At 62.3% G+C, this 24,379-nt stretch carries 27 protein-coding genes and 1 tRNA gene; 17 read left to right on the top strand and 11 right to left on the bottom strand.

The features are described from left to right. Window positions 1-36 precede the first annotated feature (36 nt). Window positions 37-1,857 carry a translational GTPase TypA gene (gene typA / locus B2P87_RS14680; protein ID WP_058286852.1) on the bottom strand — a complete coding sequence of 607 codons (1,821 nt, stop codon included), beginning with the start codon at window positions 1,855-1,857 and terminating at the stop codon, window positions 37-39. Between the two features lie 94 nt (window positions 1,858-1,951). Next, the gene (locus tag B2P87_RS14675) at window positions 1,952-2,287 is read right to left on the bottom strand and encodes a DMT family transporter (protein ID WP_058286853.1); all 336 of its coding nucleotides are present in this window, start codon (window positions 2,285-2,287) and stop codon (window positions 1,952-1,954) included. A 248-nt stretch (window positions 2,288-2,535) separates the two neighbouring features. Between B2P87_RS14675 and B2P87_RS14670 the strand changes: the two genes are divergently transcribed. Beyond that, window positions 2,536-3,318: a class II glutamine amidotransferase gene (locus B2P87_RS14670; RefSeq protein ID WP_058286854.1), complete on the top strand. Its 783-nt coding sequence runs from the start codon at window positions 2,536-2,538 to the stop codon at window positions 3,316-3,318. Window positions 3,319-3,342: 24 nt separating this feature from the next. On the opposite strand, the gene B2P87_RS14665 is transcribed toward B2P87_RS14670, so the two are convergent. Genes B2P87_RS14665 through B2P87_RS14655 form a run of 3 tightly spaced genes read right to left on the bottom strand, consistent with a single transcriptional unit; the run spans window position 3,343 to window position 5,404 of the window. After that, on the bottom strand, window positions 3,343-4,512 hold the full coding sequence (locus B2P87_RS14665; protein WP_141890291.1) for an HD domain-containing protein: 1,170 nt from the start codon (window positions 4,510-4,512) through the stop codon (window positions 3,343-3,345). After that, a complete protein-coding gene (locus tag B2P87_RS14660; RefSeq protein WP_058286856.1) occupies window positions 4,509-4,751 on the bottom strand; it encodes a hypothetical protein in 243 nt (80 codons plus the stop codon). The genes B2P87_RS14665 and B2P87_RS14660 overlap by 4 nt, the downstream gene beginning before the upstream one ends. Beyond that, window positions 4,751-5,404 carry an alpha/beta hydrolase gene (locus B2P87_RS14655; protein ID WP_058286857.1) on the bottom strand — a complete coding sequence of 218 codons (654 nt, stop codon included), beginning with the start codon at window positions 5,402-5,404 and terminating at the stop codon, window positions 4,751-4,753. The genes B2P87_RS14660 and B2P87_RS14655 overlap by 1 nt, the downstream gene beginning before the upstream one ends. Before the next feature lie 187 nt (window positions 5,405-5,591). On the opposite strand from B2P87_RS14655, the gene B2P87_RS14650 reads away from it, so the two are divergent. The 11 genes from B2P87_RS14650 to B2P87_RS14600 all read left to right on the top strand — a co-directional run bounded on the left by B2P87_RS14650 (window position 5,592) and on the right by B2P87_RS14600 (window position 14,432). After that, window positions 5,592-6,050, top strand: a complete 459-nt coding sequence (locus B2P87_RS14650; RefSeq protein WP_058286858.1) for an Rrf2 family transcriptional regulator — start codon at window positions 5,592-5,594, stop codon at window positions 6,048-6,050. 129 nt (window positions 6,051-6,179) lie between these two features. Further along, window positions 6,180-7,223 carry a cysteine desulfurase family protein gene (locus B2P87_RS14645; RefSeq protein WP_141890292.1) on the top strand — a complete coding sequence of 348 codons (1,044 nt, stop codon included), beginning with the start codon at window positions 6,180-6,182 and terminating at the stop codon, window positions 7,221-7,223. A 14-nt stretch (window positions 7,224-7,237) separates the two neighbouring features. Then, complete coding sequence (gene sufB, locus B2P87_RS14640) at window positions 7,238-8,761, top strand: Fe-S cluster assembly protein SufB (RefSeq protein ID WP_141890293.1); 1,524 nt, start codon at window positions 7,238-7,240, stop codon at window positions 8,759-8,761. An 8-nt stretch (window positions 8,762-8,769) separates the two neighbouring features. After that, entirely contained in the window at window positions 8,770-9,144 is a 375-nt protein-coding gene (locus tag B2P87_RS14635; protein WP_260013574.1) for a hypothetical protein, read from the top strand. Further along, complete coding sequence (locus B2P87_RS14630; RefSeq protein WP_039183172.1) at window positions 9,141-9,455, top strand: heavy metal-binding domain-containing protein; 315 nt, start codon at window positions 9,141-9,143, stop codon at window positions 9,453-9,455. Before B2P87_RS14635 ends, B2P87_RS14630 begins: the two co-directional genes overlap by 4 nt. A gap of 17 nt (window positions 9,456-9,472) precedes the next feature. Next, window positions 9,473-10,075, top strand: a complete 603-nt coding sequence (locus B2P87_RS14625; protein ID WP_244940804.1) for a hypothetical protein — start codon at window positions 9,473-9,475, stop codon at window positions 10,073-10,075. 41 nt (window positions 10,076-10,116) lie between these two features. Continuing rightward, on the top strand, window positions 10,117-10,872 hold the full coding sequence (gene sufC, locus B2P87_RS14620) for a Fe-S cluster assembly ATPase SufC (RefSeq protein WP_058286862.1): 756 nt from the start codon (window positions 10,117-10,119) through the stop codon (window positions 10,870-10,872). Beyond that, on the top strand, window positions 10,873-12,153 hold the full coding sequence (locus tag B2P87_RS14615) for a SufB/SufD family protein (RefSeq protein ID WP_141890296.1): 1,281 nt from the start codon (window positions 10,873-10,875) through the stop codon (window positions 12,151-12,153). Beyond that, on the top strand, window positions 12,153-12,638 hold the full coding sequence (locus tag B2P87_RS14610) for a YIP1 family protein (RefSeq protein ID WP_141890297.1): 486 nt from the start codon (window positions 12,153-12,155) through the stop codon (window positions 12,636-12,638). Before B2P87_RS14615 ends, B2P87_RS14610 begins: the two co-directional genes overlap by 1 nt. Further along, window positions 12,635-13,219, top strand: a complete 585-nt coding sequence (locus B2P87_RS14605; protein WP_141890298.1) for a YIP1 family protein — start codon at window positions 12,635-12,637, stop codon at window positions 13,217-13,219. The genes B2P87_RS14610 and B2P87_RS14605 overlap by 4 nt, the downstream gene beginning before the upstream one ends. Then, window positions 13,212-14,432: a cysteine desulfurase gene (locus tag B2P87_RS14600; RefSeq protein ID WP_141890299.1), complete on the top strand. Its 1,221-nt coding sequence runs from the start codon at window positions 13,212-13,214 to the stop codon at window positions 14,430-14,432. The genes B2P87_RS14605 and B2P87_RS14600 overlap by 8 nt, the downstream gene beginning before the upstream one ends. A 100-nt stretch (window positions 14,433-14,532) precedes the next feature. Here the strand turns inward: B2P87_RS14600 and tmpB are convergent, their stop codons facing one another. Then, on the bottom strand, window positions 14,533-15,138 hold the full coding sequence (tmpB, locus tag B2P87_RS14595) for a (R)-1-hydroxy-2-trimethylaminoethylphosphonate oxygenase (RefSeq protein WP_141890300.1): 606 nt from the start codon (window positions 15,136-15,138) through the stop codon (window positions 14,533-14,535). A 3-nt stretch (window positions 15,139-15,141) separates the two neighbouring features. Beyond that, entirely contained in the window at window positions 15,142-16,275 is a 1,134-nt protein-coding gene (gene tmpA / locus B2P87_RS14590) for a 2-trimethylaminoethylphosphonate dioxygenase (protein WP_141890301.1), read from the bottom strand. Between the two features lie 98 nt (window positions 16,276-16,373). Here tmpA and B2P87_RS14585 point away from each other — a divergent pair, with 98 nt between their 5' ends. Then, complete coding sequence (locus B2P87_RS14585; protein WP_141890302.1) at window positions 16,374-17,243, top strand: LysR family transcriptional regulator; 870 nt, start codon at window positions 16,374-16,376, stop codon at window positions 17,241-17,243. Window positions 17,244-17,279: 36 nt separating this feature from the next. Here the strand turns inward: B2P87_RS14585 and B2P87_RS14580 are convergent, their stop codons facing one another. From B2P87_RS14580 to B2P87_RS14570, 3 genes are all read right to left on the bottom strand, one after another. Further along, window positions 17,280-17,612, bottom strand: coding sequence for a PilZ domain-containing protein (locus B2P87_RS14580; protein WP_141890303.1), 333 nt, complete (start codon window positions 17,610-17,612; stop codon window positions 17,280-17,282). A 103-nt stretch (window positions 17,613-17,715) separates the two neighbouring features. Further along, a tRNA-Arg gene (locus B2P87_RS14575) sits at window positions 17,716-17,792 on the bottom strand. A gap of 169 nt (window positions 17,793-17,961) precedes the next feature. Continuing rightward, complete coding sequence (locus B2P87_RS14570) at window positions 17,962-18,531, bottom strand: YcbK family protein (protein ID WP_141890304.1); 570 nt, start codon at window positions 18,529-18,531, stop codon at window positions 17,962-17,964. Window positions 18,532-18,879: 348 nt separating this feature from the next. On the opposite strand from B2P87_RS14570, the gene B2P87_RS14565 reads away from it, so the two are divergent. From B2P87_RS14565 to B2P87_RS14550, 4 genes are read left to right on the top strand one after another with little or no spacing between them, the layout of a single operon-like run. Continuing rightward, complete coding sequence (locus B2P87_RS14565; RefSeq protein ID WP_141890305.1) at window positions 18,880-20,505, top strand: L,D-transpeptidase family protein; 1,626 nt, start codon at window positions 18,880-18,882, stop codon at window positions 20,503-20,505. A gap of 39 nt (window positions 20,506-20,544) precedes the next feature. Then, window positions 20,545-21,618: a UDP-3-O-(3-hydroxymyristoyl)glucosamine N-acyltransferase gene (gene lpxD, locus B2P87_RS14560; protein ID WP_260013562.1), complete on the top strand. Its 1,074-nt coding sequence runs from the start codon at window positions 20,545-20,547 to the stop codon at window positions 21,616-21,618. Between the two features lie 48 nt (window positions 21,619-21,666). Continuing rightward, window positions 21,667-21,924, top strand: coding sequence for an acyl carrier protein (locus B2P87_RS14555; RefSeq protein WP_008556312.1), 258 nt, complete (start codon window positions 21,667-21,669; stop codon window positions 21,922-21,924). Between the two features lie 8 nt (window positions 21,925-21,932). After that, window positions 21,933-23,141 (top strand): beta-ketoacyl-[acyl-carrier-protein] synthase family protein, encoded by a 1,209-nt coding sequence (locus B2P87_RS14550; protein WP_141890306.1) that lies wholly within the window; start codon window positions 21,933-21,935, stop codon window positions 23,139-23,141. A gap of 70 nt (window positions 23,142-23,211) precedes the next feature. On the opposite strand, the gene B2P87_RS14545 is transcribed toward B2P87_RS14550, so the two are convergent. Continuing rightward, a complete protein-coding gene (locus tag B2P87_RS14545) occupies window positions 23,212-23,886 on the bottom strand; it encodes an invasion associated locus B family protein (RefSeq protein WP_058286875.1) in 675 nt (224 codons plus the stop codon). Between the last annotated feature and the right edge of the window lie 493 nt (window positions 23,887-24,379).

The raw sequence follows: 24,379 nt of genomic DNA, 5'->3' as shown, positions 1-24,379 counted from the left end.
CGGCGGCAGATCTCTCTGCCGCCGTTTTCATGTTCGTCAGGCGCTTGCCTTGGCCATCCGCTTGCGTTCATGCGGGTCCAGGTAGCGCTTGCGCAGGCGCACGCTGTTCGGCGTCACCTCGACCAGCTCATCGTCGTTGATGTACGCGATGGCCTCTTCCAGCGACAGCGTCATCGGAGTGGTCAGGCGGACCGCGTCGTCGGTGCCGGAGGCCCGCACGTTGGTCAGTTTCTTGCCTTTCAGCGGGTTCACTTCCAGGTCGTTGTCGCGCGAATGCTCACCGATGATCATGCCGGTGTAGATGTCTGCCTGGGCGCCGATCATCATCTTGCCGCGCTCTTCCAGGTTCCACAGCGCGTACGCCACCGACTGGCCGTTCTCCATCGAGATCAGCACGCCGGCGCGGCGGCCCGGGATGGCACCCTTGTGCGGTGCCCAGCCGTGGAACACGCGGTTCAGCACGCCGGTGCCGCGGGTGTCGGTCAGGAACTCGCCGTGATAGCCGATGAGGCCGCGCGAGGGGACATGGGCGATGATGCGGGTCTTGCCTGCGCCTGCGGGCTTCATCTCGACCAGTTCACCCTTGCGGGCGCCGGTCAGCTTTTCGATCACCGCGCCGGAGTATTCGTCGTCCACGTCAATGGTGGCTTCCTCGATCGGCTCCATGCGGACGCCGTCGACTTCCTTCATGATCACCTGCGGGCGGGAGATCGACAGCTCGAAGCCTTCGCGGCGCATGTTCTCGATCAGAACGCCCATCTGCAGTTCGCCGCGGCCGGAAACCTCGAACGCCTCACCGCCGGGGGTGTCCTGGATCTTGATGGCGACGTTGCTTTCGGCCTCTTTCATCAGGCGGTCGCGGATGACGCGGGACTGCACCTTCTTGCCGTCGCGGCCCGCCAGCGGGCTGTCGTTGATGCCGAAGGTCACGGTGATGGTCGGCGGGTCGATCGGCTGCGCGTCCAGCGGTTCATCCACGGCGAGTGCGCAGATGGTGTCTGCCACGGTGGCCTTGGACATGCCGGCGATGGAGACGATGTCGCCTGCCTGGGCTTCTTCGATGTCCTGCTGGGCCAGGCCGCGGAAGGCCTGAATTCGGGTCACGCGGAACTGTTCGATCTTCTGGCCGATGCGGGAAATCGCCTGCACGGTGGCGCCGACCTTGAGCTTGCCGGACTCAACCCGGCCGGTCAGCAGGCGGCCTACGAAGGGGTCGCTGCCCAGGGTGGTGGCCAGCATCCGGAAATCTTCGTCCTGGCGCTTGATCTGCTTGGGTTCCGGAACGTGGTTCACGATGAGGTTGAACAGCGCGTGCAGGTCCTTGCGCGGGCCGTCCAGCTCTGCATCGGCCCAGCCGGAGCGGCCGGAAGCATACATATGCGGGAAGTCCAGCTGGTCCTCGGTCGCGTCGAGCGAGGCAAACAGGTCAAAGCACTCGTCCAGCGCGCGGTCGGGCTCGGCGTCGGGCTTGTCGACCTTGTTCAGCACCACGATCGGGCGCAGGCCCAGGGCCAGCGCCTTGGAGGTCACGAATTTGGTCTGCGGCATCGGGCCTTCGGCGGCGTCCACCAGCAGCACCACGCCGTCGACCATCGACAGGATGCGCTCCACCTCGCCGCCGAAATCGGCGTGGCCGGGGGTGTCGACGATGTTGATGCGGGTGCCGTTCCACTCGACCGAGGTCGGTTTGGCAAAAATGGTGATGCCGCGCTCGCGCTCCAGATCGTTGCTGTCCATGGCGCGTTCCGCCACAGCTTGATTTTCGCGGAAGGCGCCGGACTGTTTCAGCAGCTCGTCGACCAGGGTGGTTTTGCCGTGGTCAACGTGAGCAATGATTGCGATGTTGCGCATATCCATGACGTTCGCCTTTGTAAGGAAGTTGGGCCGCGCATAGCCCGAACCCCGCGCAAAGGCCAGAGGAAAACAGCTATCCGGCGCCTTCTATAGCGGATCAGTGGCCGGAGGACTTGGAAAACAGGTGGATGACGATGATGCCGGACATGATCAGCAGCATGCCGATCACCGCAGGCAGATCCAGTTTCTGGCCGAAGACGACGAAGGCGATCACCGCAATCAGCAGGATGCCGAGACCGGACCAGATGGCATAGACGACGCCCACCGGCATGAATTTAAGCGTCAGCCCCATCATGTAGAAGGAAAAGGCATAAGCCACCAGAACGATCAGCGACGGCCCCAGCCGGGAGAACTGCTGGCTGGCCTGCAGCGCCGTGGTGCCGATCGTTTCCGCCGCTACGGCGATGATCAGGTAGAAATAATGTACCGGCATTTCCGCCTCCGTTCTGCGCGCTCGCCCCCGCGGCGGCGGGCCTGTTTCTCCGCTACCGCATCCGCCGCGTTCAAGGAAGTCCCGATGCGTCGCCGGCTGCCGCTTTTCCGCCTGCTAAGGCGGTGAACAGGGGACTGTGCGCAGAAACACTGGACTGTGATTTGGGGATTTCTTAGGGGATTGTCCCAATAATTCAGTGGTCGCGAAAACACTGATCCGATTCCCAAATGAGAGCGGGGGACTGCCACATGTGCCGCTGGGCTGCCTATTCGGGGGCCGATGTGTTCCTGGAAGACATCATTTCAATACCCGCGCATTCCCTGATTGCCCAAAGCCAGAAAGCGGCAGAATGCAAGACGGCCACCAATGGCGACGGGTTCGGCATTGCCTGGTACGGCCAGCGCCCGGAGCCGGGCCTGTACCGCGATGTGTATCCGGCCTGGTCGGACTGCAATCTCCGGGCGCTGGTCCGGCAGGTCAAATCGGGGCTGTTCCTGGCGCATGTGCGGGCCTCGACGGGGTCGGCAACCAGCCGCAACAACTGCCATCCTTTCACCGCGGGCCGGTGGAGTTTCATGCACAACGGTCAGGTCGGCGGCTTTGAGAAGTTCCGCCGCCACGCTGATATGTGCATCCCGGATGAGCTTTATGAGCACCGCAAAGGGGCGACCGACAGCGAGGTGCTGTTTCTGCTCGCCTTGCAGCAAGGCCTTGATGCGGATCCGAAGACGGCGCTGGAGCGGGCGGTTGCGCGGATGGAGGCCTTGTCCCGCGCACGGGGCGCCACGCCGCATATGCGCCTATCCGTGGCGATGTCGGATGGCGAGAGGCTGTATGCCGCGCGCTATTCCTCGGACAGCGTTGCGCCCTCGGTCTATTACCGCTGGAGCAGCAGCATGGGCGGCTGGGCGGTGGTGTCGGAACCGCTGGAACAAACCGGGGAAGCCTGGAACGAGCTGAAGCCGGGCGCCTTTCTGACGCTGACCGGCGACGGAGCGGAAATCGAGCCTTTTCAACCGTTTCTGGAGTGAGGTTCAGCGGCCGGGCGGCTGGTGTTACAGGCGCCCGGTCTCGCGGAACCAGGGTTCGATCGTTGCGCGCACATAGTCCCAAACGCCGGGCGTGCCGCGGCTGACCTTTTCGCCGACGCGGGCGTCAAGCTGCGGCAGGGTCACGTTGTAATCGACCCAGCTGCCGCCGCCGTTCAGCAGGTTCAGCAGAACCGGCTGCACCCGGTCGATGGACTTGGCATAGACCGCATCTGCGCTGCCTGCGGCCTCGAACTCTTCCCAGATCGCGCGCATCAGCCCGCCCTGGTCCGCGGGCAGCAATCCGAACAGGCGGTCAGCTGCGGCCTGCTCCTCGGCGGCAAGCGCCGCAAGCGCGGCGGGATCCACAACCCCGTGAATCGGCGCATCGCCTGCGTCGATTTCCACCAGGTCATGCAGCAGCAGCATTTGCAGCACCCTGTCCACATCGGCGGTATCCGCGCCGTGTTCGGCCAGAACCCAGGCGTAAAGCATGATATGCCAGCTGTGCTCTGCCGAGTTTTCGTGCCGCGAGCCGTCACCCAGCCGGGAGGCGCGGGTGATCAGCTTCAGCTTGTCGGCTTCATTCAGGAAGGGCAGGCGGGCCGTCAGGCGGCTGCAGTCATATCCGGTGTCCTCACCCAGCAGCGCCAGCGCATGATGGAAGGCTTCCGGCAGGTCATGCTCCAGCGCGGCGGCGCGGCCGCCGAACAGGTTCTGGCGGACCACATCGACATGCCAGTCCAGGGGCTCTGCGCCGTACAGGGTCTGAAACACCGGCTGACAATGGTCCAGCCGCTTGGCAAACCGCGCATCCGGGCTTTGCGCCGCTTCGAACTCCTGCCACAGCGTGATGAATTCTGCGCCCTGATCCGCGGGCAGCAGGCCGAACAGCCGGTCTGCCGCAGCCAGTTCCGCCTGCGCCACTGCGTCCCAATCCACCGCGCCGGTGATCGGGTGGTCGCCTGCGTCGATCTCGACCAGATCATGCAGCAGCAGCATCCGGATGGTGCGGAAGACGTTCACCTCCGGCTCTGCGAAGGGCGCCAGCACCAGCGCGTACAGCGCCAGATGCCAGCTGTGCTCGGCTGAGTTTTCGCGGCGGCTGCAATCCAGGATCAGGTTCTGGCGCTCAACCCGGCGCAGCTTGTCAGCTTCCAGCAGGAAGGCGAATTGCGCTTGCAGCCGGACGCTCATGTCTCAGCCCTTGTTTCCAGCTGCGCTTGCAGCGCGGCGACTTTCTTATTGAGAAACTCGCGCGCCTTGCGTTCCGCCAGGCGCACGCGCATCTCCGTGAGGAACGCCTCTTCGAGCGACTGGGAGGCGGCGCCCAGCACCTGGCCCACCTCCACATACAGCCTCTCCTCGCCGCTGGCGTCCTGAACTTTGAGCGTATCGACCGCCAGTTTTTGCGCCAGCGTCTCGATTGTGCTCATCAGCGGGTGGTCTCCGTCAGGCGGCGCTTCACATAGTCGGTCACGGTGCCGATCATCGTGTCCATATACGGATCCTGGAAGAAGTGGTCCGCACCCTCGACCTCGGTATGGGTGATGGTGATACCCTTCTGCTCATGCAGCTTGCTGACCAGGTTGGCGGTATCGGCAGGCGGCGCCACGCGGTCGGCGGTGCCATTGATGATCAGGCCCGAAGACGGGCAGGGCGCCAGGAACGAGAAGTCGTACATGTTGGCCGGCGGGGCGACCGAGATGAAGCCGGTGATCTCGGGTCGGCGCATCAGCAGCTGCATACCGATCCACGCGCCGAAGGAGAAGCCCGCAACCCAGCAATGCTTGGAGTTGGTGTTCATCGACTGCAGGTAATCCAGCGCCGAGGCGGCATCGGACAGTTCGCCCACGCCCTGGTCGTATTCGCCCTGGCTGCGGCCGACGCCGCGGAAATTGAACCGCAGAACCGTGAAGCCCATGTTGTAGAACGCATAGTGGAGGTTGTAGACCACCTTGTTGTTCATGGTGCCGCCGAACTGCGGATGCGGGTGCAGCACGATGGCGATCGGGGCGTCTTTTTCTTTTTGCGGGTGATAGCGGCCTTCGAGGCGGCCTTCGGGTCCGGGAAAGATGACCTCGGGCATGGGCGGTTTAAATCCTAATCTCGTTTTCGGGTCTGCCGGCAGAATACTTGACGGGTTCCGTCAGGCATCTTAGAACGGTTCTAATCAAGGGCGCAGGCCTGGGCCGAACACCGTCAGGGTGAGATACGCACAGACGCGGCGAAGGTCAATGTTTTCGCATCCGTGCCCTGATTTCGAGGAGACATAGATGAAGCTTTCCACCAAGGGGCGCTATGCTATGGTCGCATTGGCCGACATCGCGCTGCAAACGCAGGGCGATCTGGTGCCGCTGGGCGATATTTCCAAGCGCCAGGACATTTCCTTGCCCTACCTTGAACAGCTGTTCGTCAAACTGCGCCGTGCCGGTCTGGTTGAATCGGTGCGCGGCCCCGGCGGCGGCTACCGTCTGGCCAAGCCAGCGTCGGAGATCCGGATTGTCGACGTGCTGTCTGCCGTGGATGAAACGGTGGATGCGATGCACAAGGGGGCCGGTGCCTCCGGGGCGCTGTCGGGCAGCCGGGCGCAATCGCTGACCAACCGCCTGTGGGAGGGCCTCAGCGCGCATGTCTATGTGTTCCTGCACCAGACCCGCCTGTCGGATGTGATCAAGAACGATCTGGCGCCGTGCCCGGCGGTGCCCAGCTTGTTTGCGGTTGTCGATGACTGAGGTGGCCCGCGGAAGGCGCATCCTCCTGTGCCAGGGCAGGGCGCTTCCCGCGCTAAAGCGGCCGGAAAGCTTTGCGCATTCGTGCCGAGCCGCGTATGAGGCGGCAATGATCTGTAAAAAGATGCATCCATGAAACGCGTTTACCTCGACCACAATGCCACTGCCCTTCTGCGCCCCGAGGCGAAGGCCGCGATGATTGCGGCGATGGAGGTTTGCGGCAACCCGTCTTCGGTGCATGCCGAGGGCCGGGCCGCCAAGGCGCTGGTCGAGAAGGCGCGGGCGCAGGTGGCCGCCGCGTTTGGCGCGGACGGGGCGGATATCGTGTTTACCTCCGGCTCGACCGAGGGCGCGTCGCTGGCGCTGGCCGGCCGCGGCCTGCATGGCGCGCCGGTGGAGCATGACGCGGTGCGCGCCTGGACTGTCGAGGATCTGAAAGTGGGGTCCGATTGTGCGGTCGAAATCACTGATCCTGCAGCCTCCACCCTGCAGCTGGCGAATTCCGAAACCGGGATCGTGCAGCGCCTGCCGGACGGTCTGGCGGTAACGGATGCGACCCAGGCCTTCGGCAAACTGCCGGTGGCGTTCAACTGGCTGGGCGCCCGGATGGCGCTGATTTCGGCGCATAAACTGGGCGGTCCCAAGGGCATTGGTGCGGTCGTCATGAAGCGCGGCACCGATCTGCCTGCTCAGATCAAGGGCGGCGGCCAGGAGATGGGCCGCCGGTCCGGCACCGAAAATGTCATTGGAATCGCAGGGTTCGGCGCCGCAGCTGAAGCAGCCGCCAAGGATCTCGCCAATGGTGTCTGGGACAGGGTTGCAGAACTTAGAAATATTCTAGAGAAGGCGCTTGTGTCTGGCGCAAGCCATACTATTTTTGTCGGGAAGGATCAGAAGCGGCTGCCGAACACCCTGTGTTTTGCAACGCCGGGCTGGAAGGGGGAGACCCAGGTCATGCAAATGGACCTTGCGGGATTTGCCATCAGCGCCGGCAGCGCTTGTTCCAGCGGCAAGGTGCGCGCCAGTGCGGTGCTGACCGCCATGGGATATGACGAGGCCACAGCCCAGGGCGCGGTGCGCGTGTCGCTGGGGCCGGAGACAACGGAAGAAGACGTGCTGCGCTTTGCCGAGGCGTGGCTGCAGAAAGAAAAGAAACATCGCGCCCGTGCAGCGTGAGTGAGGAGAAGACGATGGCCGCTTTGGACCAGACCCAAGTCAAGGAAGGTGTTGACCAGGAAACCGTGGACGCAGTCCGCGAGGTTGGCGGTGCTTATAAATACGGCTGGGAAACCGACATCGAGATGGAATACGCCCCCAAGGGGCTGACCACGGATATTGTCCGGCTGATTTCGGAAAAGAACGAAGAGCCGGAATGGATGCTGAAGTGGCGTCTGGAAGCCTACGAGCGCTGGCTGCAAAAAGAAGAGCCCACCTGGGCGATGGTCGAATATCCGGAAATCGATTTCCAGGATCAGTACTACTATGCCCGTCCCAAATCGATGGAAGTGAAGCCCAAGTCGCTGGATGAGGTCGACCCCAAGCTGCTGGCCACTTACGAAAAGCTGGGTATCCCGCTGAAAGAGCAGATGATCCTGGCAGGCGTCGAAGGTGCGGGCCAAACCCCTGAAGAAGGCCGTAAGGTCGCCGTGGACGCGGTGTTTGATTCCGTTTCTGTCGGCACAACCTTCCAGAAGGAACTGAAAGAGGCGGGCGTCATCTTCTGCTCGATCTCCGAAGCCATCCGCGAGCATCCCGAACTGGTGAAGAAATACCTCGGCACCGTAGTGCCGGTCTCCGACAACTTCTATGCCACCTTGAACTCCGCCGTGTTCTCTGACGGCTCTTTTGTCTACGTGCCGCCGGGTGTGCGCTGCCCGATGGAACTGTCGACCTACTTCCGTATCAACGCGGAAAACACCGGCCAGTTTGAACGCACCCTGATTATTGCCGATAAAGGCAGCTATGTCAGCTACTTGGAAGGCTGTACCGCACCTGCGCGCGATATCGCACAGCTGCATGCCGCAGTGGTGGAAATCATCATCGAGGAAGACGCCGAGGTGAAATACTCCACCGTCCAGAACTGGTATCCGGGCGACGAGAACGGCAAGGGCGGCATCTACAACTTCGTGACCAAGCGGGCCGACTGCCGCGGCGACCGCGCCAAGGTGATGTGGACCCAGGTGGAAACCGGCTCTGCCGTGACCTGGAAATACCCGTCCTGCATCCTGCGCGGCAACGAAAGCCAGGGCGAATTCTACTCGATCGCCATCGCCAACAACATGCAGCAGGCCGACACCGGCACCAAGATGATCCATCTGGGCAAGAACACCAAGTCGCGCATCGTGTCCAAGGGCATCTCTGCCGGCAAGGCGCAGAACACTTACCGCGGGCTGGTGTCGATGCACCCGAAGGCCAAGAATTCGCGCAACTACACCCAGTGCGACAGCTTGCTGATCGGCGACAAATGCGGCGCCCACACGGTTCCCTATATCGAGGTCAAGAACAACTCCTCCCGCGTGGAGCATGAGGCGACCACGTCCAAGGTTGACGACGATCAGCTGTTCTACTGCCGCCAGCGCGGCATGGACGAGGAGGAGGCGGTGGCCCTGGTGGTCAACGGCTTCTGCAAGGACGTGCTGCAGGCGCTGCCGATGGAGTTCGCCATGGAAGCCCAGCAGCTGGTTGCGATCTCGCTGGAAGGGTCTGTGGGCTGAACCAACCAATGATGATTGACGGACGGACATATTCCTCAAGGGAGCGCCAGAAAATTGCTCGCACGGCGAGGCGCCGTGTGGGTAGTGAAGTTGCTCTTGTTGCAACCTTCGGGGGGGTGGTTTTGTTCGTAATGCTTTTCTGGTTTGGACCTTACGTGGTTTTTCCTGTTGCCAGCGCTCTCGGAATGACCATTTCCGCGACTGGTCTCGTTCTCGCGTTCGGAACGAGTATTAGTTGTGCTCTTTTGCACGGCTTGAGGCTGAAGAAAAAAGTGAAGAGCGCAAAAGAGCTAGATGCCGCTTTTCTTTATTCGTATGCGCGCAAAAGAGCGGAAGACCTTGAAAGTAAAGAGTATCCAGAACAACAAGAGGCACGTTCATGATCATCACAACCACACCAAACGTCGAAGGCTACCAGATCGCCGAATACAAGGGCATCGTGGTGGGCGAGGCGATCATGGGCGCCAATGTGGTGCGCGATGTCTTTGCCTCGATCACAGACATCGTCGGCGGCCGCTCCGGCGCCTATGAAAGCAAGCTGCAGGACGCGCGCGAAACCGCGCTGGCAGAGCTGGAAGACCGCGCCCGGGCCAAGGGTGCAAATGCGGTTGTGGGCGTCGACCTCGACTATGAAGTGGTCGGGCAGTCGATGCTGATGGTCTCGGCCAGCGGCACCGCCGTGGTGCTGGGCTAAGGGGCCGGGAGTTGGACGTGGCCAAGGACGAGCAGCTGATCGAGCGCCCGGCGCTTACCCTGCCGCCGGAAGAGGCGGAGTGGGTGTGCAGCCAGTACCAGGAGGCAAATGTCATCCTGGAATACGGCAGCGGAGGATCAACCGTGCTGGCGTCTGAGCTGAGCGGGAAGAAGGTCTTTTCCGTCGAGTCCGACAAGATGTGGTACCGCATGATGAAGCGGTACTTGCGTCAGGCCGGGTCCAAGTCCGAGGTGCATCTGCACCACGCCAATGTCGGAAAAACCGGCAAGTGGGGACGGCCGCTGAACAATGATATGTGGCGGCGGTTTCACCAGTATCCGAATTCGGTCTGGGATCTCGATACTTTCGAGGCGCCGGATCTGGTGCTGATTGACGGCCGCTTCCGGGCGGCCTGCTTTCTGACCGCCATGCTGCGCACGGAACGGCCCGTCACCGTGCTGTTTGACGACTACGCGGGGCGGGCGCTGTACAAGCAGGTCGAAAGATGGGTGAAGCCGGTTGAAATCCGCGGCCGCATGGCCCGGTTCGAGCTGCTCCCCGATGAACTTCCGCGCCGGGATCTGACCCAGATCCTGACGCTTTACACCAAAACCTTCTAGGCGCCGACGGCTGCCGGAACAGTACTATGCGAGAGGCAAAAATGCTCGAAATCAAAAACTTGCACGTCAAGCTTGAAGACGAAGACAAGCAGATCCTGAACGGCGTCGACCTCACCGTCGAAGCGGGCAAGGTGCATGCGATCATGGGGCCGAATGGCTCGGGCAAATCCACCCTGTCCTACGTCCTGTCGGGCCGTGACGGATATGAGGTGACGGAAGGCTCTGCCGAGCTGGAGGGCGAAGACATCCTGGAGATGGAGCCGGAAGAGCGCGCTGCGGCGGGCATGTTCCTGGCCTTCCAGTACCCGGTTGAAATCCCCGGCGTCGGCAACATGACCTTCCTGCGCACCGCGGTAAACGCGCAGCGCAAGGCCCGCGGCGAGGAAGAGCTGTCGGCTTCCGACTTCCTGAAAATCATCCGCGCCAAGGCGAAGACCCTGAAGATCGACGCCGACATGCTGAAGCGTCCGGTCAACGTCGGCTTCTCCGGCGGTGAGAAGAAGCGCAACGAGATCCTGCAGATGGCGATGCTGGAGCCGAAGCTGTGCATCCTGGACGAGACCGACTCCGGCCTCGACGTGGATGCGATGAAGCTGGTGGCCGAAGGTGTGAACGCCCTGCGCGACGAAGGCCGCGGCTTCCTGGTGATCACCCACTACCAGCGCCTGCTGGATCACATCAAACCCGACGTGGTGCACATCCTGGCCAATGGCCGCATCGTCAAGACCGGCGGCCCCGAGCTGGCGCTGGAAGTCGAAAACAACGGTTACGCCGGCATCCTGGCAGAGGAGGCGTAAATGGGCCTGCCCGAAGTCAAGCAAAGCGCAACCGAGGCGCGGCTGTCGGCGCTGAGGCTGCCGGAAAGCGGCTGCCTTAAGGCGGCACGCGAGGCCGCGCTGTCGCGGGTTCAGACCATGGGCCTGCCCAGCCGCCGCGACGAATACTGGAAATACACCAAGCCGGACACGCTGGTGCAGGCAGACGCGCCTAAGGCGGCGGTGTTCAACGCGGACGAAGCGCCGATGTTCAGCGCCTTTGAGCGTCTGAATATTGTCTTTGTCGATGGCGTGTTCGATGCCGAGGCCTCTGACGATCTGTCTCTGGAAGGTGTGACCATCGACCGGATCGAGGATATCTGCTGCAAGGATATCCATTGGGCCAAGGACTTGTACGGTGTTCTTGAAGCACGCGGCCAGACCCCGGTCGAACGTCCGCTGGCAGCGCTGAACACCGCCTTTGCCAGTGATGGCGTGGCGATCCGGGTGACTGGCAAGGTCTCCAAGCCGATCAACTTCACCTATGTGCATTCGGACGAAAACTCCGACGCGATCCTGCACCATGTGATCCGCGTCGAGACCGGCGCCGAGGTGACGATCCTGGAAAACGGCCCGGCGGCGTCGCGCTTCAACAAATGCATGGAGATCGACATTGCCGACGGCGGCAAGCTGCACCTGGTGCGCGCCCAGGGCCGTGACCATGAGCGCCGCGCGGCCACCCACTTGTTTGCCCGCCTGGGCACCGAGTCGGTGTTCAAGTCCTTCACCCTGACCGTGAACGGCGTGCTGACCCGCAACGAGGCGGTGATCGAGCTGACCGGCGACGACGCGGTGGCCCATATCGCGGGCGCCTGCGTCGGCGATGGCGATTTCCACCACGACGACACCGTCTTTATCACCCATGACGCGGTGAACTGCGAAAGCCGCCAGGTGTTCAAGAAGGTGCTGCGCAACGGGGCCACCGGTGTGTTCCAGGGTAAGATCCTGGTGAAGGAAGGCGCGCAAAAGACTGACGGATATCAGATTTCCCAGTCGCTGCTGCTGGACGAAGACAGTCAGTTCCTGGCCAAGCCGGAGCTGGAGATCTATGCCGATGACGTGGCTTGCTCGCATGGCTCGACGTCCGGCGCGATCGACGAGGAGGGCCTGTTCTACCTGCGCTCTCGCGGTGTGCCGCATGGCGAAGCGACCGACCTGATGACGCTGGCCTTCCTGGCCGAAGCGGTTGATGAGATCGAAGATCCGGAAATCGCCGCCGACATCGTCTCCCGCCTCGAAGGCTGGCTGGCCCGGCGCCGCTGATGTCCGTCACCACGGATATCCCCGCAACCTACAAGGGGCCGCGCAAGGTTTTTGCGCGGCTTCTGAGCATGGGCGCCCGCGAAGACAGGCTGCTGGTGTTTTTGCTCGCCGGCTGCGTGCTGACCTTTGTGGCACAGATGCCGAAACTGGCCCGCGAGGCGCATCTGACGGGCCAGGAGCTCAATATGCTGCTGGGCGGCGCGCTGCTCGGCATCGTCTTTATCGCGCCGCTGTTTCTGTATGTTCTGGCTCTGGTCGCGCATTGGATTGCCCGCGCCGCGGGCGGGCAGGGTGACGCCTATCGCGCCCGGCTGGCGCTGTTCTGGGCGTTTCTGGCGTCCAGCCCGCTGATCCTGCTGAACGGCCTGGTGGCCGGCTTCATCGGCGCCGGTGCGGCTCTGAACCTGGTGGGCGCGCTGTGGTGCGTTGTGTTCCTGTGGTTCTGGATATCCGGCATGATCCAAGGGTACTGGACAAGATCATGAACGCGCTCGCCGCCTTTGCCCTGCTGACACTCAAGTCCCCGCGCGACGCCGCGATGCAGATCCTGGCGCGCGACTGGCCGCGCGAGGCGCTGTGGACCGCGTTCCTGCTGTCCGTGGTGCTGAACACCAGCGTCTATACTCTGCAGCAGGTGCTGTTCCCGCTGCCGCCGGAGGTTCTGCTGCCAAGGTTTGCGCCCGGGGCCTATTTCGCGGTCATTCTGGTGCTGCAGCTGAGCTTCATTGCGATGCTGACAACCACGGGCCGCTGGCTGGGCGGGCAGGGTGACCTGCCGGCGCTGCTGGCGCTGGTCACCTGGCTGCAGCTTCTGCAGGCCGCGCTGAACGGTGCCATCGTGGCGGTGTTCCTGGTCCTGCCGGCGCTGGCGGCGCTGCTGAACATCGCCGCCAATATCGTTGTGTTCTTTATCCTCTTGCATTTCGTGAATGCGGCGCACAGGTTCGGCTCCGTTTGGCGCTCGCTCGGGGTGGTCCTGATGGCCAGCCTGATCCTGGTGTTTGCCCTTCTCTTCATCGTGGGTCTGATCGGCCCAGCCAATCTGGGACTGCCCGAAAATGTATGACGTCGAAAAAATCCGTGCCGACTTCCCGATCCTCTCGCGCGAGGTGAACGGCAAGCCGCTGACCTACCTCGACAGCGGCGCCTCGGCCCAGAAGCCGCAGGTTGTGATCGACGCGGTGACCAAGGCGTATGCCGAGGAGTATTCCAACGTTCATCGTGGCTTGCACTTTCTTTCTAATCTCGCAACGGAGAAGTATGAGGCGGTGCGCGGCATCATCTCCCGGTTCCTGAATGCGGGCGACGAACACAGCATCGTGCTGAATTCCGGCACCACCGAGGGCATCAATCTGGTCGCCTACGGCTGGGCGATGCCGCGGCTTCAGGCAGGGGACGAGATCCTGTTGTCGGTGATGGAGCACCACGCCAACATCGTGCCCTGGCATTTCCTGCGCGAGCGTCAGGGGGTGGTGCTGAAGTGGGTGGATACCGAAGCAGACGGCAGCCTGGACCCGCAAAAGGTGATCGACGCGATCACCCCCAAGACCAAGCTGGTAGCGGTGACCCAATGCTCCAACGTTCTGGGCACCGTGGTGGACGTGAAGGCCATCACCCAGGGCGCCCATGCCAAGGGGGTGCCGGTGCTGGTCGACGGCTCGCAGGGGGCGGTTCACATGCCGGTCAACGTACAGGACATCGGCTGCGACTTCTATGCAATCACCGGCCATAAGCTCTATGGCCCCTCCGCATCCGGCGCGATTTACATCAAGCCGGAACGCATGGCAGAGATGCGCCCGTTCATCGGCGGCGGCGACATGATCAAGGAAGTCTCCAAGGAGCAGGTCGTCTACAACGATCCGCCGATGAAGTTCGAGGCCGGCACGCCGGGCATCGTGCAGACCATCGGCCTGGGCGTGGCGCTGGAATATATGATGGACCTCGGCCTGGAAAACATCGCCAGGCACGAGGCGGGTTTGCGCGACTATGCGATGGAGCGGCTGACCGGACTGAATTGGATCAACATTCAGGGGCAAGCGCCTGGAAAGGCTGCGATTTTCAGCTTTACTATGGAAGGTGCCGCACACGCCCACGACATCTCCACCATCCTCGACAAGAAAGGCGTGGCGGTGCGTGCCGGCCATCACTGCGCCGGACCGCTGATGGATCATCTGGGGGTCTCTGCGACCTGCCGCGCGTCGTTCGGCCTGTATAACACCAAGGAAGAAGTCGACACGCTGATCAGCGCGCTGGAACTTGCCCACGACCTGTTTGCTTGATCAATACCTCTGATCAACCGGAAACGGCGCCCGATTGGGCGCCGTTTTGCGTTTTCCCGACGGGTGGCAGCCTTGGAACCCCAGGCACCTCAAGACTTGCTCACTTTGCGGACTCTCCCGCGCCCATGTGCTTGTCGACCATTCGTTGCACCATCGGCGCAAAGTGCCAGTAATCCGGGGTCTCCATATCCGCCCGCTTCCCAGCCTCATCCAGATAGCGCACCGCGATGATCTGCTTGAGGTTCGGGTTCTTTTCGAATTCGGCCGCTTCTTGCGGGGTCATCGGCCCGCCCTGCAGGTTCAGCGAATGGATGGAGGCCTCTGACAGCCGATTGAAATATTCCGGTTTCGTGGCGCAGAGGTACCGCTTGGCGGCCACGTGATAGCGCACGCAGTCGGTGATCACTGACGGGAAGAACTGCTCCAGCACTTCGGCGCCGGCCTCTTCGTGAAAGCGGTCTTCGGTGTCGTCCATGGAGAACGTCCCGAACTCGCTGGTGAAATGGCCGATGTCGTGCAGGAGCGCCCCCACGATGATCTCCTCCGGCTGGCCGTTCTGCTCGGCAATTGCGGCGCCTTGAAGCATGTGTTCCGCCATGGTGACTGGTTCCCCCAGATACTCCTCGCCGCCGCGGCGGTCGAAGATGCCGCCGATGAATTCAACGATAGTGTCGCGGGTCAGCTTGCTGACGTCCGGCTTGCTCATGGCTCAGCCCTCCAATTGTGCGTTCAGCACGTTCAGGGATGACAGCAGCCCGTCCTTGTCGGCGTAGCAGCCCTGCAGCCAGCGCGTCCCCGCCCCGGAATAGCCCAGCCGCGCGTGCAGGACACGGGTGTTGTCGACGATAAAGCTTTCCCCCGGCTCCAGCTTGAACGAAACGCCCATCGACGGATCGTCGATGATTTCACCCAGACGGCGGTAGGCGGCGTAATAGGCTTCCATCTTCTCAAACGGGATGTCCGTGAAGGGTGCCGAAGACCGGTTATTGAACCGTACCGCAATCAACTCGCCGTCGGGTGACAGCTCAATCATCGGACGGCGCGCGCGCAGATGCACGCCGTCAGACCCTTTGTATTCAAACCGCGCAGGGTAGCCTGCCAGCAGCGCAAACCCTTCCGGATTTTCCTCGCGCAGACGCTCGGCGGCGCGGAAACCGTCCACCACGATGCTATCGCCGCCCTCGGCCGAGTTTTCCAGGCAATAGAGGATCTGAAGGGAGGGCACCGGATCACGGTAGGGGTTGTCGGTATGCGCCTGCAGGCCCAGGCCGGTGTAGGCGAGGTTGGTGGGGTTCACCTCGGTGCGCACTTCGAAATACTTGCCGTAATTGGTCTCGCGGACAAAACCAAACATCGCGGCGCAATCAATCAGCGCGCCTTCCTTGACCGGACCGTTCACCAGCTTGGCAAAGCCGAGCCGGGCAATCGCGTCCAGCCAGCCGCGTTTCGCCTTGGAGTCCGACTGCACGCTGTTCCAGTCAAACGTCGGGGCAGGCTGGCTGCTGTTCCAGGTCTCGACGCCCGGCGCCGTGCGGCCAAATTCATCTGCTTGATCAACGTCATAGGCGTTTGACTTCAGCCAGTCCCCGGGGAAGATCACAGTCTTGCCCTCGGGCGCGAACGTCACCGTCAGGCTGCCGTCTTCGACCAGCGCGGTGCTGATCCTGGTGTCATCCGGAATGTCGCCAATGGTGATTAGACGCTGGCCGTTGCCAGGGGCGCGGGTCTCGGGATCCAGCGCGTTGTCGCGCAGCCAGATCGCATGAAAACGGCACAACTGGCCGTCGTCGAATGTCAGGGTCAGAAAGCTGCCGGACGCGTCAGCAGTCACGGAACGGGGCATGGGGGTTCTCCGGTTGGCCTTGTTCTCCCTTGTTCTGGTAGCGCGGTTGAGCCATCAAGAGAACGACGGAAATAAGGGCTTTAGAGTTAGGTTTTCTAATGGCTAAGAAAGTCACCAAACAAGGGCTGCCGCCGCTTGATTGGCTCAAGGTGTTTGAGGCAGCAGGGCGGCATGGCAGTTTCACCGCCGCAGCAGAGGAATTCGGCGCCACGCAGGCCGCAGTCAGCCAGCGGATCCGCAATCTCGAGTCCTGGCTGGGCCGTCAGCTCTTCATCCGGTCGGCGCGCGGGGTGTCGCTGACCGTGGACGGCGAAAGCTACCTGCCGCTGGTGCATGATTCCCTGCGCGCGCTGGAGCAAGGAACCGAGAACCTGTTTGGCCAAACCGTCCGGGAGCTGCGGATTGCGGGCTTGCCGTCGCACCTGGAAATGCTTTTGCTGCCGCGGCTTGCAGTCTTTTCTAAAACCTTTCCGGATTTGCGGCTGGTCACTGAAACCGTGCCCCGGCGGCTGGACTTCGAGGCCGCGGACGGCGCCCTGCAGATCCGCTATGGCCGCGGCGGCTGGGTGGGGCGGCAGGAGGCGCTGCTGGCGAATGAGGTGCTGCAGCCGATGACCGCGCCGGGACTTGCTGAGGATTGGCGGCAGCTTCCGGCGATCGAATTGCGCGGCGAGCGGCCGGGCTGGGCGGAATGGTCGCGTGTGACGGGCGAGGCTGCGCCGGAGGCCGGATCACTGTCCGTTGATTCCATGGCCCATGCCCTGCGGGCGGCGCGCCTGGGCCTGGGGGTTGTACTGGGGTCCAGGGTGCTGGCTGCAAACTTGCTGCAAACCGGTCAGCTGGACTGCGCCCGGGCGCCGGAACTGCCTACGATTGATGGCTACTGGCTGACCTGGCCGCCCAGCCTGGGGAAGTCCAAGCGTCAAAGCGAAATACTGACCGCTTTGACCTTTGTCTTGCAGGGGTGATTGGCCCGCCACCTCTGGTGCGGCACGGTCCCCCTTTCAGACCGGGTATTCTCCGGTTCTGGCGAAATAGGCATCCAGCAAAGGTCTCGCCCCGCGTTTGCTGAGAAACGCGAGGCCGATCTTGCCATCTCTGCGCCAGCGCGCTGTTACGGCAAACTCGCCAATTCCGGTAATCGTGACGGATTGCATCTGGGCCAGTTCAAATGGGTCCTGTCCCTCCAGGAGGCGAACGGCAAATCCCTGGTAGCTGATGTTGCAAAGCTGCGCCTCGACCTGTGTGTCCGTCAGATTGATCACGCAGGGCAGGTCAAGCCGAAGACGCGGTGCCGTTGCAATCGCGGGCTGTGAATAAGAACCGATTGTTGCCATGCCATCCTGCCGTAAAATTACGATCAATTTCTTAGGCAGATAGGCAGCTTCCCTTACGAAAGCGTGAAAGGTCCGTGAAAATCAGGCAGCGGAGTAAGGGAAATGGCGCACCTGAGAGGATTCGAACCTCTGGCCTCTGCCTTCGGAGGGCAGCGCTCTATCCAGCTGAGCTACAGGTGCGTTGTTACGGCGGGGTATACCCGTGCTTTGCTGCCTCTGCAACGGGAAAAACTGCCTGTTTCCAATTTCATGAGGTTGAGGTGCAATGGCGCCGGCAGTGCCGCTCGCAGAAAACTAAAAAGCCTGCCCCGGGACGGGCAGGCTTGCATTCTTGCAATACCAGCTGCGGTCAGCCGCGCCAGGTGCGGACAACGCCGCAATCCATATGCACAAAATTCGAACGCTGATACTTGCCCACACCGCCGGCCCGGCAGGCTTCGGCGGCTTTGGCCATCTGCGACACCGAACGAGATGCCAGCCGCAGGTCGGCGGCTTGGCCGCGCATGTGCAGCGAATTCTTGGCCACTCCGCGCGAGCGGCTGCGCAGCATCGCGTTGGTTTTGGGGCTGCGGTAGCCCGACAGCAGCATGTAGGGCTCGTTCACATCCAGAAGATTGTGCGAGGCGGCCATGATGTCGATGGTGCGAAGGTCGATTTCCTTAACATCATCGGTGCGCCAGTCGCGCATGAAGTGATTGATTTCCTTGACCGCGTCTTTGATGTACTGGCCGTCGATCCAGTAGACCATGTCCACACGCTCGCCGGTGCGGCCGGAGTACATGCGAATGCGCCGGATGTCACCGCCGCCGCGCAGGAAGCCTGCTGCATTTGAGAAAGTTGGGGCTGCTGCTACTGCTGTTGCAGCAAAAATACCCAAAAGAGAACGCCGGGAGATCCCCGTGCCCGTGGTTTCTGCCATTGATACTGCGCCGTCCCGTACGCTGTTAGTCCTGCCTAAATGCCCGATGTTACGGGCTCGTCAACGCTCGTAGTTAACGTGCGGCATGTATGGCACAGTGAGAATCCTGTTCCAACATTTCTTTGCCGCACTGTAACGTATGACCGGTTTTTCGGCGATTTCTTGCGCAAAAGGGGAGGGGCATGGAACTTTTCCCCGCGACTGTTGCAGGCGGGTTTCATAGACGCGGCAACACTGCATCAGGGTTAACTTTTCGCGATTGTGAGTGGACAACGCAGGCTGGCATTTACCAGAATTTCAGATAGGCACTGCCAATATTGGAATAATCGGCACAAGGACCGGAGATTTATGACGCGCGCATCCGCTGGATATGTATTGCCGGGACTTAAGGCGGGGCTGTTCGCTCTGGCCATGAGCGGCTTGGCCGGGAGCATGGCCGGGGCCGCGCAGGCGGATATTCCGGCGGCGTTCCGCCAGGCAGTGGCAGAGTCGGCCTCCGCCGATGACGCGGTTGCCAGATTTTACCGGGAGAATGGCTATCAGGCGATCTGGACCGGCGCGGATGAGGCCTCGCGCCAGCGCCGCAGCGCGCTGCTGGCCGCACTGAACGACACCCGCGCCCACGGGCTGCCGGACCGCTCGGCTGAGGTCAACGACCTCCTGCAGCAGATGCAGCAGGCCCGCACCACCCGCGATTTCGGTTTGGTCGAGGCGGCGCTGAGCAGGGCGCTGGTGGATTATGCCACTGATCTGCAGACCGGCCTTCTGGTGCCGTCGCGGATTGATGATGGCATGGTACGCAAGAAGCATACTGTGGATGGCGCCAGCTTTCTGGCCGGTATCCGCGACGCCCAGCCCTTTGCCTATATGCGCAGCCTGGTTCCCGCATCGCCCCAGTACCGTGGCCTGATGCGCGAAAAGCTGCGTCTGGAGCAGGTTCTGGCAGCCGGCGGCTGGGGTCCTGTGGTGCAGGCCAAGGCGCTGGAACCGGGCGAGCAGGGCCCGGCGGTCATTGCCCTGCGCAACCGGCTGATGGCGATGGGCTATCTGCCGCGCAGCGCCGCGCGCAGCTATGACGCCGCGATGGTGCAGGCCGTGCAGAGCTTTCAGTCGGATCATGGTCTTGAAACGGATGGCGTGGCGGGTGCCGGCACCCTGGCAGAGGTCAACAAACCGGTCAGCGACCGCCTGAAATCGGTGATCATCGCGATGGAGCGGGAGCGCTGGCTGACCCCGGACCGGGGCGAGCGCCATATCCTGGTCAACCAGACCGATTTCACCGCCAAGATCGTCGATAACGGCGACGTGACCTTTGAAACCCGCTCGGTCATCGGCAAGAACACCCACGACCGCCGCAGCCCCGAATTCTCAGACGAGATGGAGCATATGGTGATCAACCCGAGCTGGTACGTGCCGCGCTCGATCATCACCAAGGAATATCTGCCCAAGCTTCGGAACAACCCCAACGCCGTCGGCCACATCCAGATCACCGACCGGCGCGGCCGGGTGGTGAACCGAAACTCGGCCAATTTCGCACAGTACACCGCGCGGAACTTCCCCTATTCCATGCGCCAGCCCCCCAGCCGCAGCAACGCGCTGGGACTGGTCAAGTTCATGTTCCCGAACAAATACAACATCTACCTGCACGACACCCCGCAAAAGAGCCTGTTTGCCCGCGAAGTGCGCGCCTTCTCGCATGGCTGCATCCGCCTGGCGCAGCCGTTTGAATTTGCCTATGCGCTGCTGGCGCGCCAGACTGAGGATCCCAAGGCCTTTTTCCACCGCATCCTGAACAGCGGCCAGGAAACCAAGGTCGAACTGGAACAGAAGGTGCCGGTGCATATCATCTACCGGACCGCGGTGGTGTCCAGCAAAGGCCGTGCCGAATTCCGCCGCGATGTCTATGGCCGCGACGCCAAGATCTGGGCTGCACTGGAACGGGCAGGGGTGGTGCTGCCCAGCGTTCAAGGGTAAATACCGGGCCCATACAGGATTATTCTGAAAGGGCCTGCCATGTTCACAATCCGCCAGATCGCCGAGTCCCTGGGCGCCGAAGCCCAGGGCGACCTGGACCTGCAGATTGCAGGCGCGGCTGAACCGCAGGATGCCGAAGCCGGCCAGATTGCCATGGCGATGGCGCCGAAATACGCCGAAGGCCTGAAGGCAGGCAACGCGCAGGCTGCGGTGCTGTGGGAAGGCGCGGACTGGAAGTCCTTCGGGCTTAAGGCCGCCATCTTTGCCCCGCGCCCGCGGATGACCATGTCCGGCGTGACCGCCATGCTGGACCGCGGCCAGGGGTTTCCCTCCGGCATCCACCCCTCCGCCGTTGTCGATCCCAGCGCCGAACTGGGCGAGGGCGTCTCCGTCGGGCCGCTGGCGGTTGTTGCAGCCGGCGCAAAGATCGGCGCGGGGTCCGTGATCGGCCCGCACTGCTATATCGGGGCGGATGCGGTGATCGGCACGGAGGCCCAGCTGCGCGAGATGGTCTCGATCGGCGCCCGCGCCACCATCGGCGACCGCTTCCGCGCCCAGCCGGGCGCGCGGGTCGGCGGCGACGGGTTCTCCTATGTGACGCCGGAAGTGTCGGGCGCCGAAAACGCCCGCAAGACCCTGGGCGATCAGGGCGAGGCCAAGGCGCAATCCTGGGTCCGCATTCATTCCCTGGGGGCCGTCACCATCGGCGATGATGTAGAGCTCGGCTCCAACTGCACAATCGACAACGGCACCATCCGCGACACCGTGATCGGCCACGGCAGCAAGCTTGATAACCTGGTTCACGTCGGCCACAACACCCGCGTCGGCAACGACTGCCTGCTGTGCGGCCAGACCGGGGTGTCCGGCTCAGTGGACATTGGCAACAACGTTGTGCTGGGGGGGCAGACCGGTGTGGTCGACAATATCTTCATCGGCGACGGCGTGATTGCCGGCGGCGGCACCAAGATCCTGTCGAATGTGCCCGCCGGCCGGGTGATCATGGGCTATCCGGGCGTCAAGATGGAGACCCATACTGAGATGTATAAAGCACAGCGCCGCCTGCCGCGTCTGATGCGTGACATCGAATTGTTAAAAAAGGCTGTTTTCAAGTAACGGCCGAATACCTACATCAGCGCCAGGCAGAAAATCGGGGATCCTTACATGAGCACGCAGGACAAGGTCATTGCAATCATTGCCGAACAGGCGGTTCTGGAGCCGTCGGATGTGACCCTCGACAGCACCTTGGAGGATCTTGGCATCGACAGCCTGGGGCTGGTCGAAAGCATCTTTGCCATTGAAGAGGAATTCGACATTTCAATTCCCTTCAATGCCAACGAGCCCGGGAAAAGCGATTTCGACATCTCCACTGTGGCGGCCATCGTCGCGGGCATCGACAAGCTGATCCTGGAAAAGGCCTAAGCCCCCTCATGAAGCGCGTTGTCATTACCGGGGCCGGGACCATCAATGCACTGGGCCATTCCGTGCCCGCCACGCTGGAAGCCATGCGCGAAGGCCGCTGCGGCATCGGCGAGCTGGAATTCCGCGATGTGGAGCGGCTGGCGATCCGCATCGGCGGCCAGGTCCGCGGGTTTGAGGCCGAAGGCCGGTTCAACCGCCAGCAGATGAGCCTGTATGACCGCTTCACGCAGTTCACCCTGACCGCCGCCAAGGAAGCCATCGCGCAGTCCGGGCTGGAGTTTCATGGCGAATTGTCAGCCAAAGCCGGGGTGGTTCTGGGCAACTCCGGCGGCGGCATGCAAACGCTGGATGAGAATTACCGCAGCGTTTACGAGGACGGCAAGAACCGGGTGCATCCCTTTGTGGTGCCCAAGCTGATGAACAATGCCGCGGCCGGCCACGTGTCGATGCAGTTCAACCTCAAAGGCCCCAGCTTCACCGTTTCCACCGCTTGCGCTTCCTCCAACCATGCGATGGCGCAGGCGTTCCAGATGGTGCGCTCGGGCATGAGCCCGGTGATGATCACCGGCGGTTCGGAATCAATGCTGTGCTTTGGCGGCGTGAAGGCCTGGGAGGGGCTGAGGGTGATGTCCAAGGACGCCTGCCGTCCGTTCAGCGCCAACCGCAACGGCATGGTTCAGGGTGAAGGGGCCGGCGTGTTCGTGTTCGAGGAATATGACCACGCCAAAGCGCGCGGCGCAGAAATTCTGTGCGAAGTCATCGGTTTCGCCATGTCTTCGGACGCTGCTGATATTGTCATGCCCAGCAAGCAGGGCGCCGCGCGGGCGATTGCCGGGGCGCTGCAGGATGCCCGCGTCAACGCGTCCGAGGTCGGCTATATCAACGCGCATGGCACCGGCACCGCGGCCAACGACAAAACCGAATGCGCCGCGGTGGCGGATGTGTTCGGCCCCCATGCCGACAGCCTGATGATCTCCTCAACCAAATCCATGCACGGCCACCTGATCGGCGGCACCGGCGCGGTGGAGCTGCTGGCCTGCATCATGGCGCTGCGCGACGGGGTGATTGCCCCGACCATCAGCTATGAGGAGCCGGATCCGGAATGCGCCCTGGATGTGGTCCCGAACGAGGCGCGCGAGGCACGGGTCGATGTGGCGCTGTCCAATGCTTTTGCCTTTGGCGGGCTGAACGCGGTGCTGGCCCTGCGCAGGGTCTGAGGGCCGGCAAACGGAAAACGCCGCGGCCCCCAGGGGCGCGCGGCGTTCCGGTTTCGGGAAGGTGCCAGCGTTACTGCTTGACCACGTCCACCACGTCATATCCTGCGGTGAAGCCGCTCAGCGACAGCTTCATCTCCACCACCTGATCCGGTGCAGGCGCCGGGCGCAGCGACAGCGTGGCTTGCTTGCCTTTCTTGAAGGCGTCGATATCGCCTTGGGTCAGGCCGATCTGCGCCACGCAGCCCAGCTGGTTGCAGAAGGAATAGTTGTAACGCTTGGCCGGTGCGCCGTCGATCGAGATGGTCAGCGCGGCCGGCAGCAGGGTTTCCAGCGGCACGATCACGGTGGCGCCGGCAACCGCCTGGCCGCCTTGCTGGTCAATCCGGAACAGCGACACCTCTGCAATCGGATTGCCTTGCGGACCCGCCAGAACCTGCAGCAGCGAGCAGGGGTCGGTCTCGCTCTCGGTCTTGATGCAGGCCAGATCCCAGTCGCCGTGCTTTTCTTTGGAATAGCGCTGGCCCAGTTGCGGGTCGGTGCTGACCGGTTCGCCAAGATCCAGAATATCGTCCGCGGACGATTCCGCTTTTTCGCCTTGCTCAGCCTGTTGTTCGGACTGTTGGTCAGCCTGTTCTGCGGTTTCCGCCCCGGCGGTCTCCTCTTCCGCCGCTGTTTCCTGCGCTGCCAGCGGTGCGGTCATGGCCAGCAGTGCGGCCAGCGTGATCGGGGTCAGGGACTTCAACATGAATGCCTCATTTTTCTACAGACGCTGCTTTTGCGTGTAACACGCTGCCCGGGCAGTGTCAGGTTAATATCAGGCGATCTGCGGGGAAAACCGCTCAATCTGCCTCAACCATGGAAGTTGCTGATTAAGAACAAAAAAGGGAACCCGCTGGTTCCCTTTTTCGTATTTGCGTCTCCCCGTCGGACTGGCCGACTTAGTTATTGCGTAGGACGTTACGAAAGGGCTGGCCATCGGTCAACATGCAACTTCAAAAAAATGCAGTGCGGCCCTGATTTGGCGAAAATAGCCGGCGATTGCGGCGGGATGCCGGCCGGGGTGCCTGTTTTACAGGCAGCTGCGCTGGAAAAAAGGAGGCCGTGCACAAGGCACGGCCAGTCTGACAGGGAGGAAATGTCCGCCGCGGCAACCGCAAGTGCAGGGGCGGGCAAGATTGACTATCGCACGGAAAAGTTAACGTTGTATTGTTATCCACAGGCAGAACACACAGGCAGGA

This window comes from Leisingera sp. UBA4491, assembly GCF_002388965.1.
GTDB classification, from domain to species: domain Bacteria; phylum Pseudomonadota; class Alphaproteobacteria; order Rhodobacterales; family Rhodobacteraceae; genus Leisingera; species Leisingera aquaemixtae.
Note: the sequence above shows the minus strand (reverse complement) of the source record. Positions and strands in the feature narration are given on the sequence as shown.

Coding starts and splice junctions, on each gene's coding strand:
- typA (WP_058286852.1), bottom strand. CDS start 1,857: ATGGATATGCGCAACATCGCAATCATTGCTCACGTTGACCACGGCAAA.
- B2P87_RS14675 (WP_058286853.1), bottom strand. CDS start 2,287: ATGCCGGTACATTATTTCTACCTGATCATCGCCGTAGCGGCGGAAACG.
- B2P87_RS14670 (WP_058286854.1), top strand. CDS start 2,536: ATGTGCCGCTGGGCTGCCTATTCGGGGGCCGATGTGTTCCTGGAAGAC.
- B2P87_RS14665 (WP_141890291.1), bottom strand. CDS start 4,512: ATGAGCGTCCGGCTGCAAGCGCAATTCGCCTTCCTGCTGGAAGCTGAC.
- B2P87_RS14660 (WP_058286856.1), bottom strand. CDS start 4,751: ATGAGCACAATCGAGACGCTGGCGCAAAAACTGGCGGTCGATACGCTC.
- B2P87_RS14655 (WP_058286857.1), bottom strand. CDS start 5,404: ATGCCCGAGGTCATCTTTCCCGGACCCGAAGGCCGCCTCGAAGGCCGC.
- B2P87_RS14650 (WP_058286858.1), top strand. CDS start 5,592: ATGAAGCTTTCCACCAAGGGGCGCTATGCTATGGTCGCATTGGCCGAC.
- B2P87_RS14645 (WP_141890292.1), top strand. CDS start 6,180: ATGAAACGCGTTTACCTCGACCACAATGCCACTGCCCTTCTGCGCCCC.
- sufB (WP_141890293.1), top strand. CDS start 7,238: ATGGCCGCTTTGGACCAGACCCAAGTCAAGGAAGGTGTTGACCAGGAA.
- B2P87_RS14635 (WP_260013574.1), top strand. CDS start 8,770: ATGATGATTGACGGACGGACATATTCCTCAAGGGAGCGCCAGAAAATT.
- B2P87_RS14630 (WP_039183172.1), top strand. CDS start 9,141: ATGATCATCACAACCACACCAAACGTCGAAGGCTACCAGATCGCCGAA.
- sufC (WP_058286862.1), top strand. CDS start 10,117: ATGCTCGAAATCAAAAACTTGCACGTCAAGCTTGAAGACGAAGACAAG.
- B2P87_RS14615 (WP_141890296.1), top strand. CDS start 10,873: ATGGGCCTGCCCGAAGTCAAGCAAAGCGCAACCGAGGCGCGGCTGTCG.
- B2P87_RS14610 (WP_141890297.1), top strand. CDS start 12,153: ATGTCCGTCACCACGGATATCCCCGCAACCTACAAGGGGCCGCGCAAG.
- B2P87_RS14605 (WP_141890298.1), top strand. CDS start 12,635: ATGAACGCGCTCGCCGCCTTTGCCCTGCTGACACTCAAGTCCCCGCGC.
- B2P87_RS14600 (WP_141890299.1), top strand. CDS start 13,212: ATGTATGACGTCGAAAAAATCCGTGCCGACTTCCCGATCCTCTCGCGC.
- tmpB (WP_141890300.1), bottom strand. CDS start 15,138: ATGAGCAAGCCGGACGTCAGCAAGCTGACCCGCGACACTATCGTTGAA.
- tmpA (WP_141890301.1), bottom strand. CDS start 16,275: ATGCCCCGTTCCGTGACTGCTGACGCGTCCGGCAGCTTTCTGACCCTG.
- B2P87_RS14585 (WP_141890302.1), top strand. CDS start 16,374: ATGGCTAAGAAAGTCACCAAACAAGGGCTGCCGCCGCTTGATTGGCTC.
- B2P87_RS14580 (WP_141890303.1), bottom strand. CDS start 17,612: ATGGCAACAATCGGTTCTTATTCACAGCCCGCGATTGCAACGGCACCG.
- B2P87_RS14570 (WP_141890304.1), bottom strand. CDS start 18,531: ATGGCAGAAACCACGGGCACGGGGATCTCCCGGCGTTCTCTTTTGGGT.
- B2P87_RS14565 (WP_141890305.1), top strand. CDS start 18,880: ATGACGCGCGCATCCGCTGGATATGTATTGCCGGGACTTAAGGCGGGG.
- lpxD (WP_260013562.1), top strand. CDS start 20,545: ATGTTCACAATCCGCCAGATCGCCGAGTCCCTGGGCGCCGAAGCCCAG.
- B2P87_RS14555 (WP_008556312.1), top strand. CDS start 21,667: ATGAGCACGCAGGACAAGGTCATTGCAATCATTGCCGAACAGGCGGTT.
- B2P87_RS14550 (WP_141890306.1), top strand. CDS start 21,933: ATGAAGCGCGTTGTCATTACCGGGGCCGGGACCATCAATGCACTGGGC.
- B2P87_RS14545 (WP_058286875.1), bottom strand. CDS start 23,886: ATGTTGAAGTCCCTGACCCCGATCACGCTGGCCGCACTGCTGGCCATG.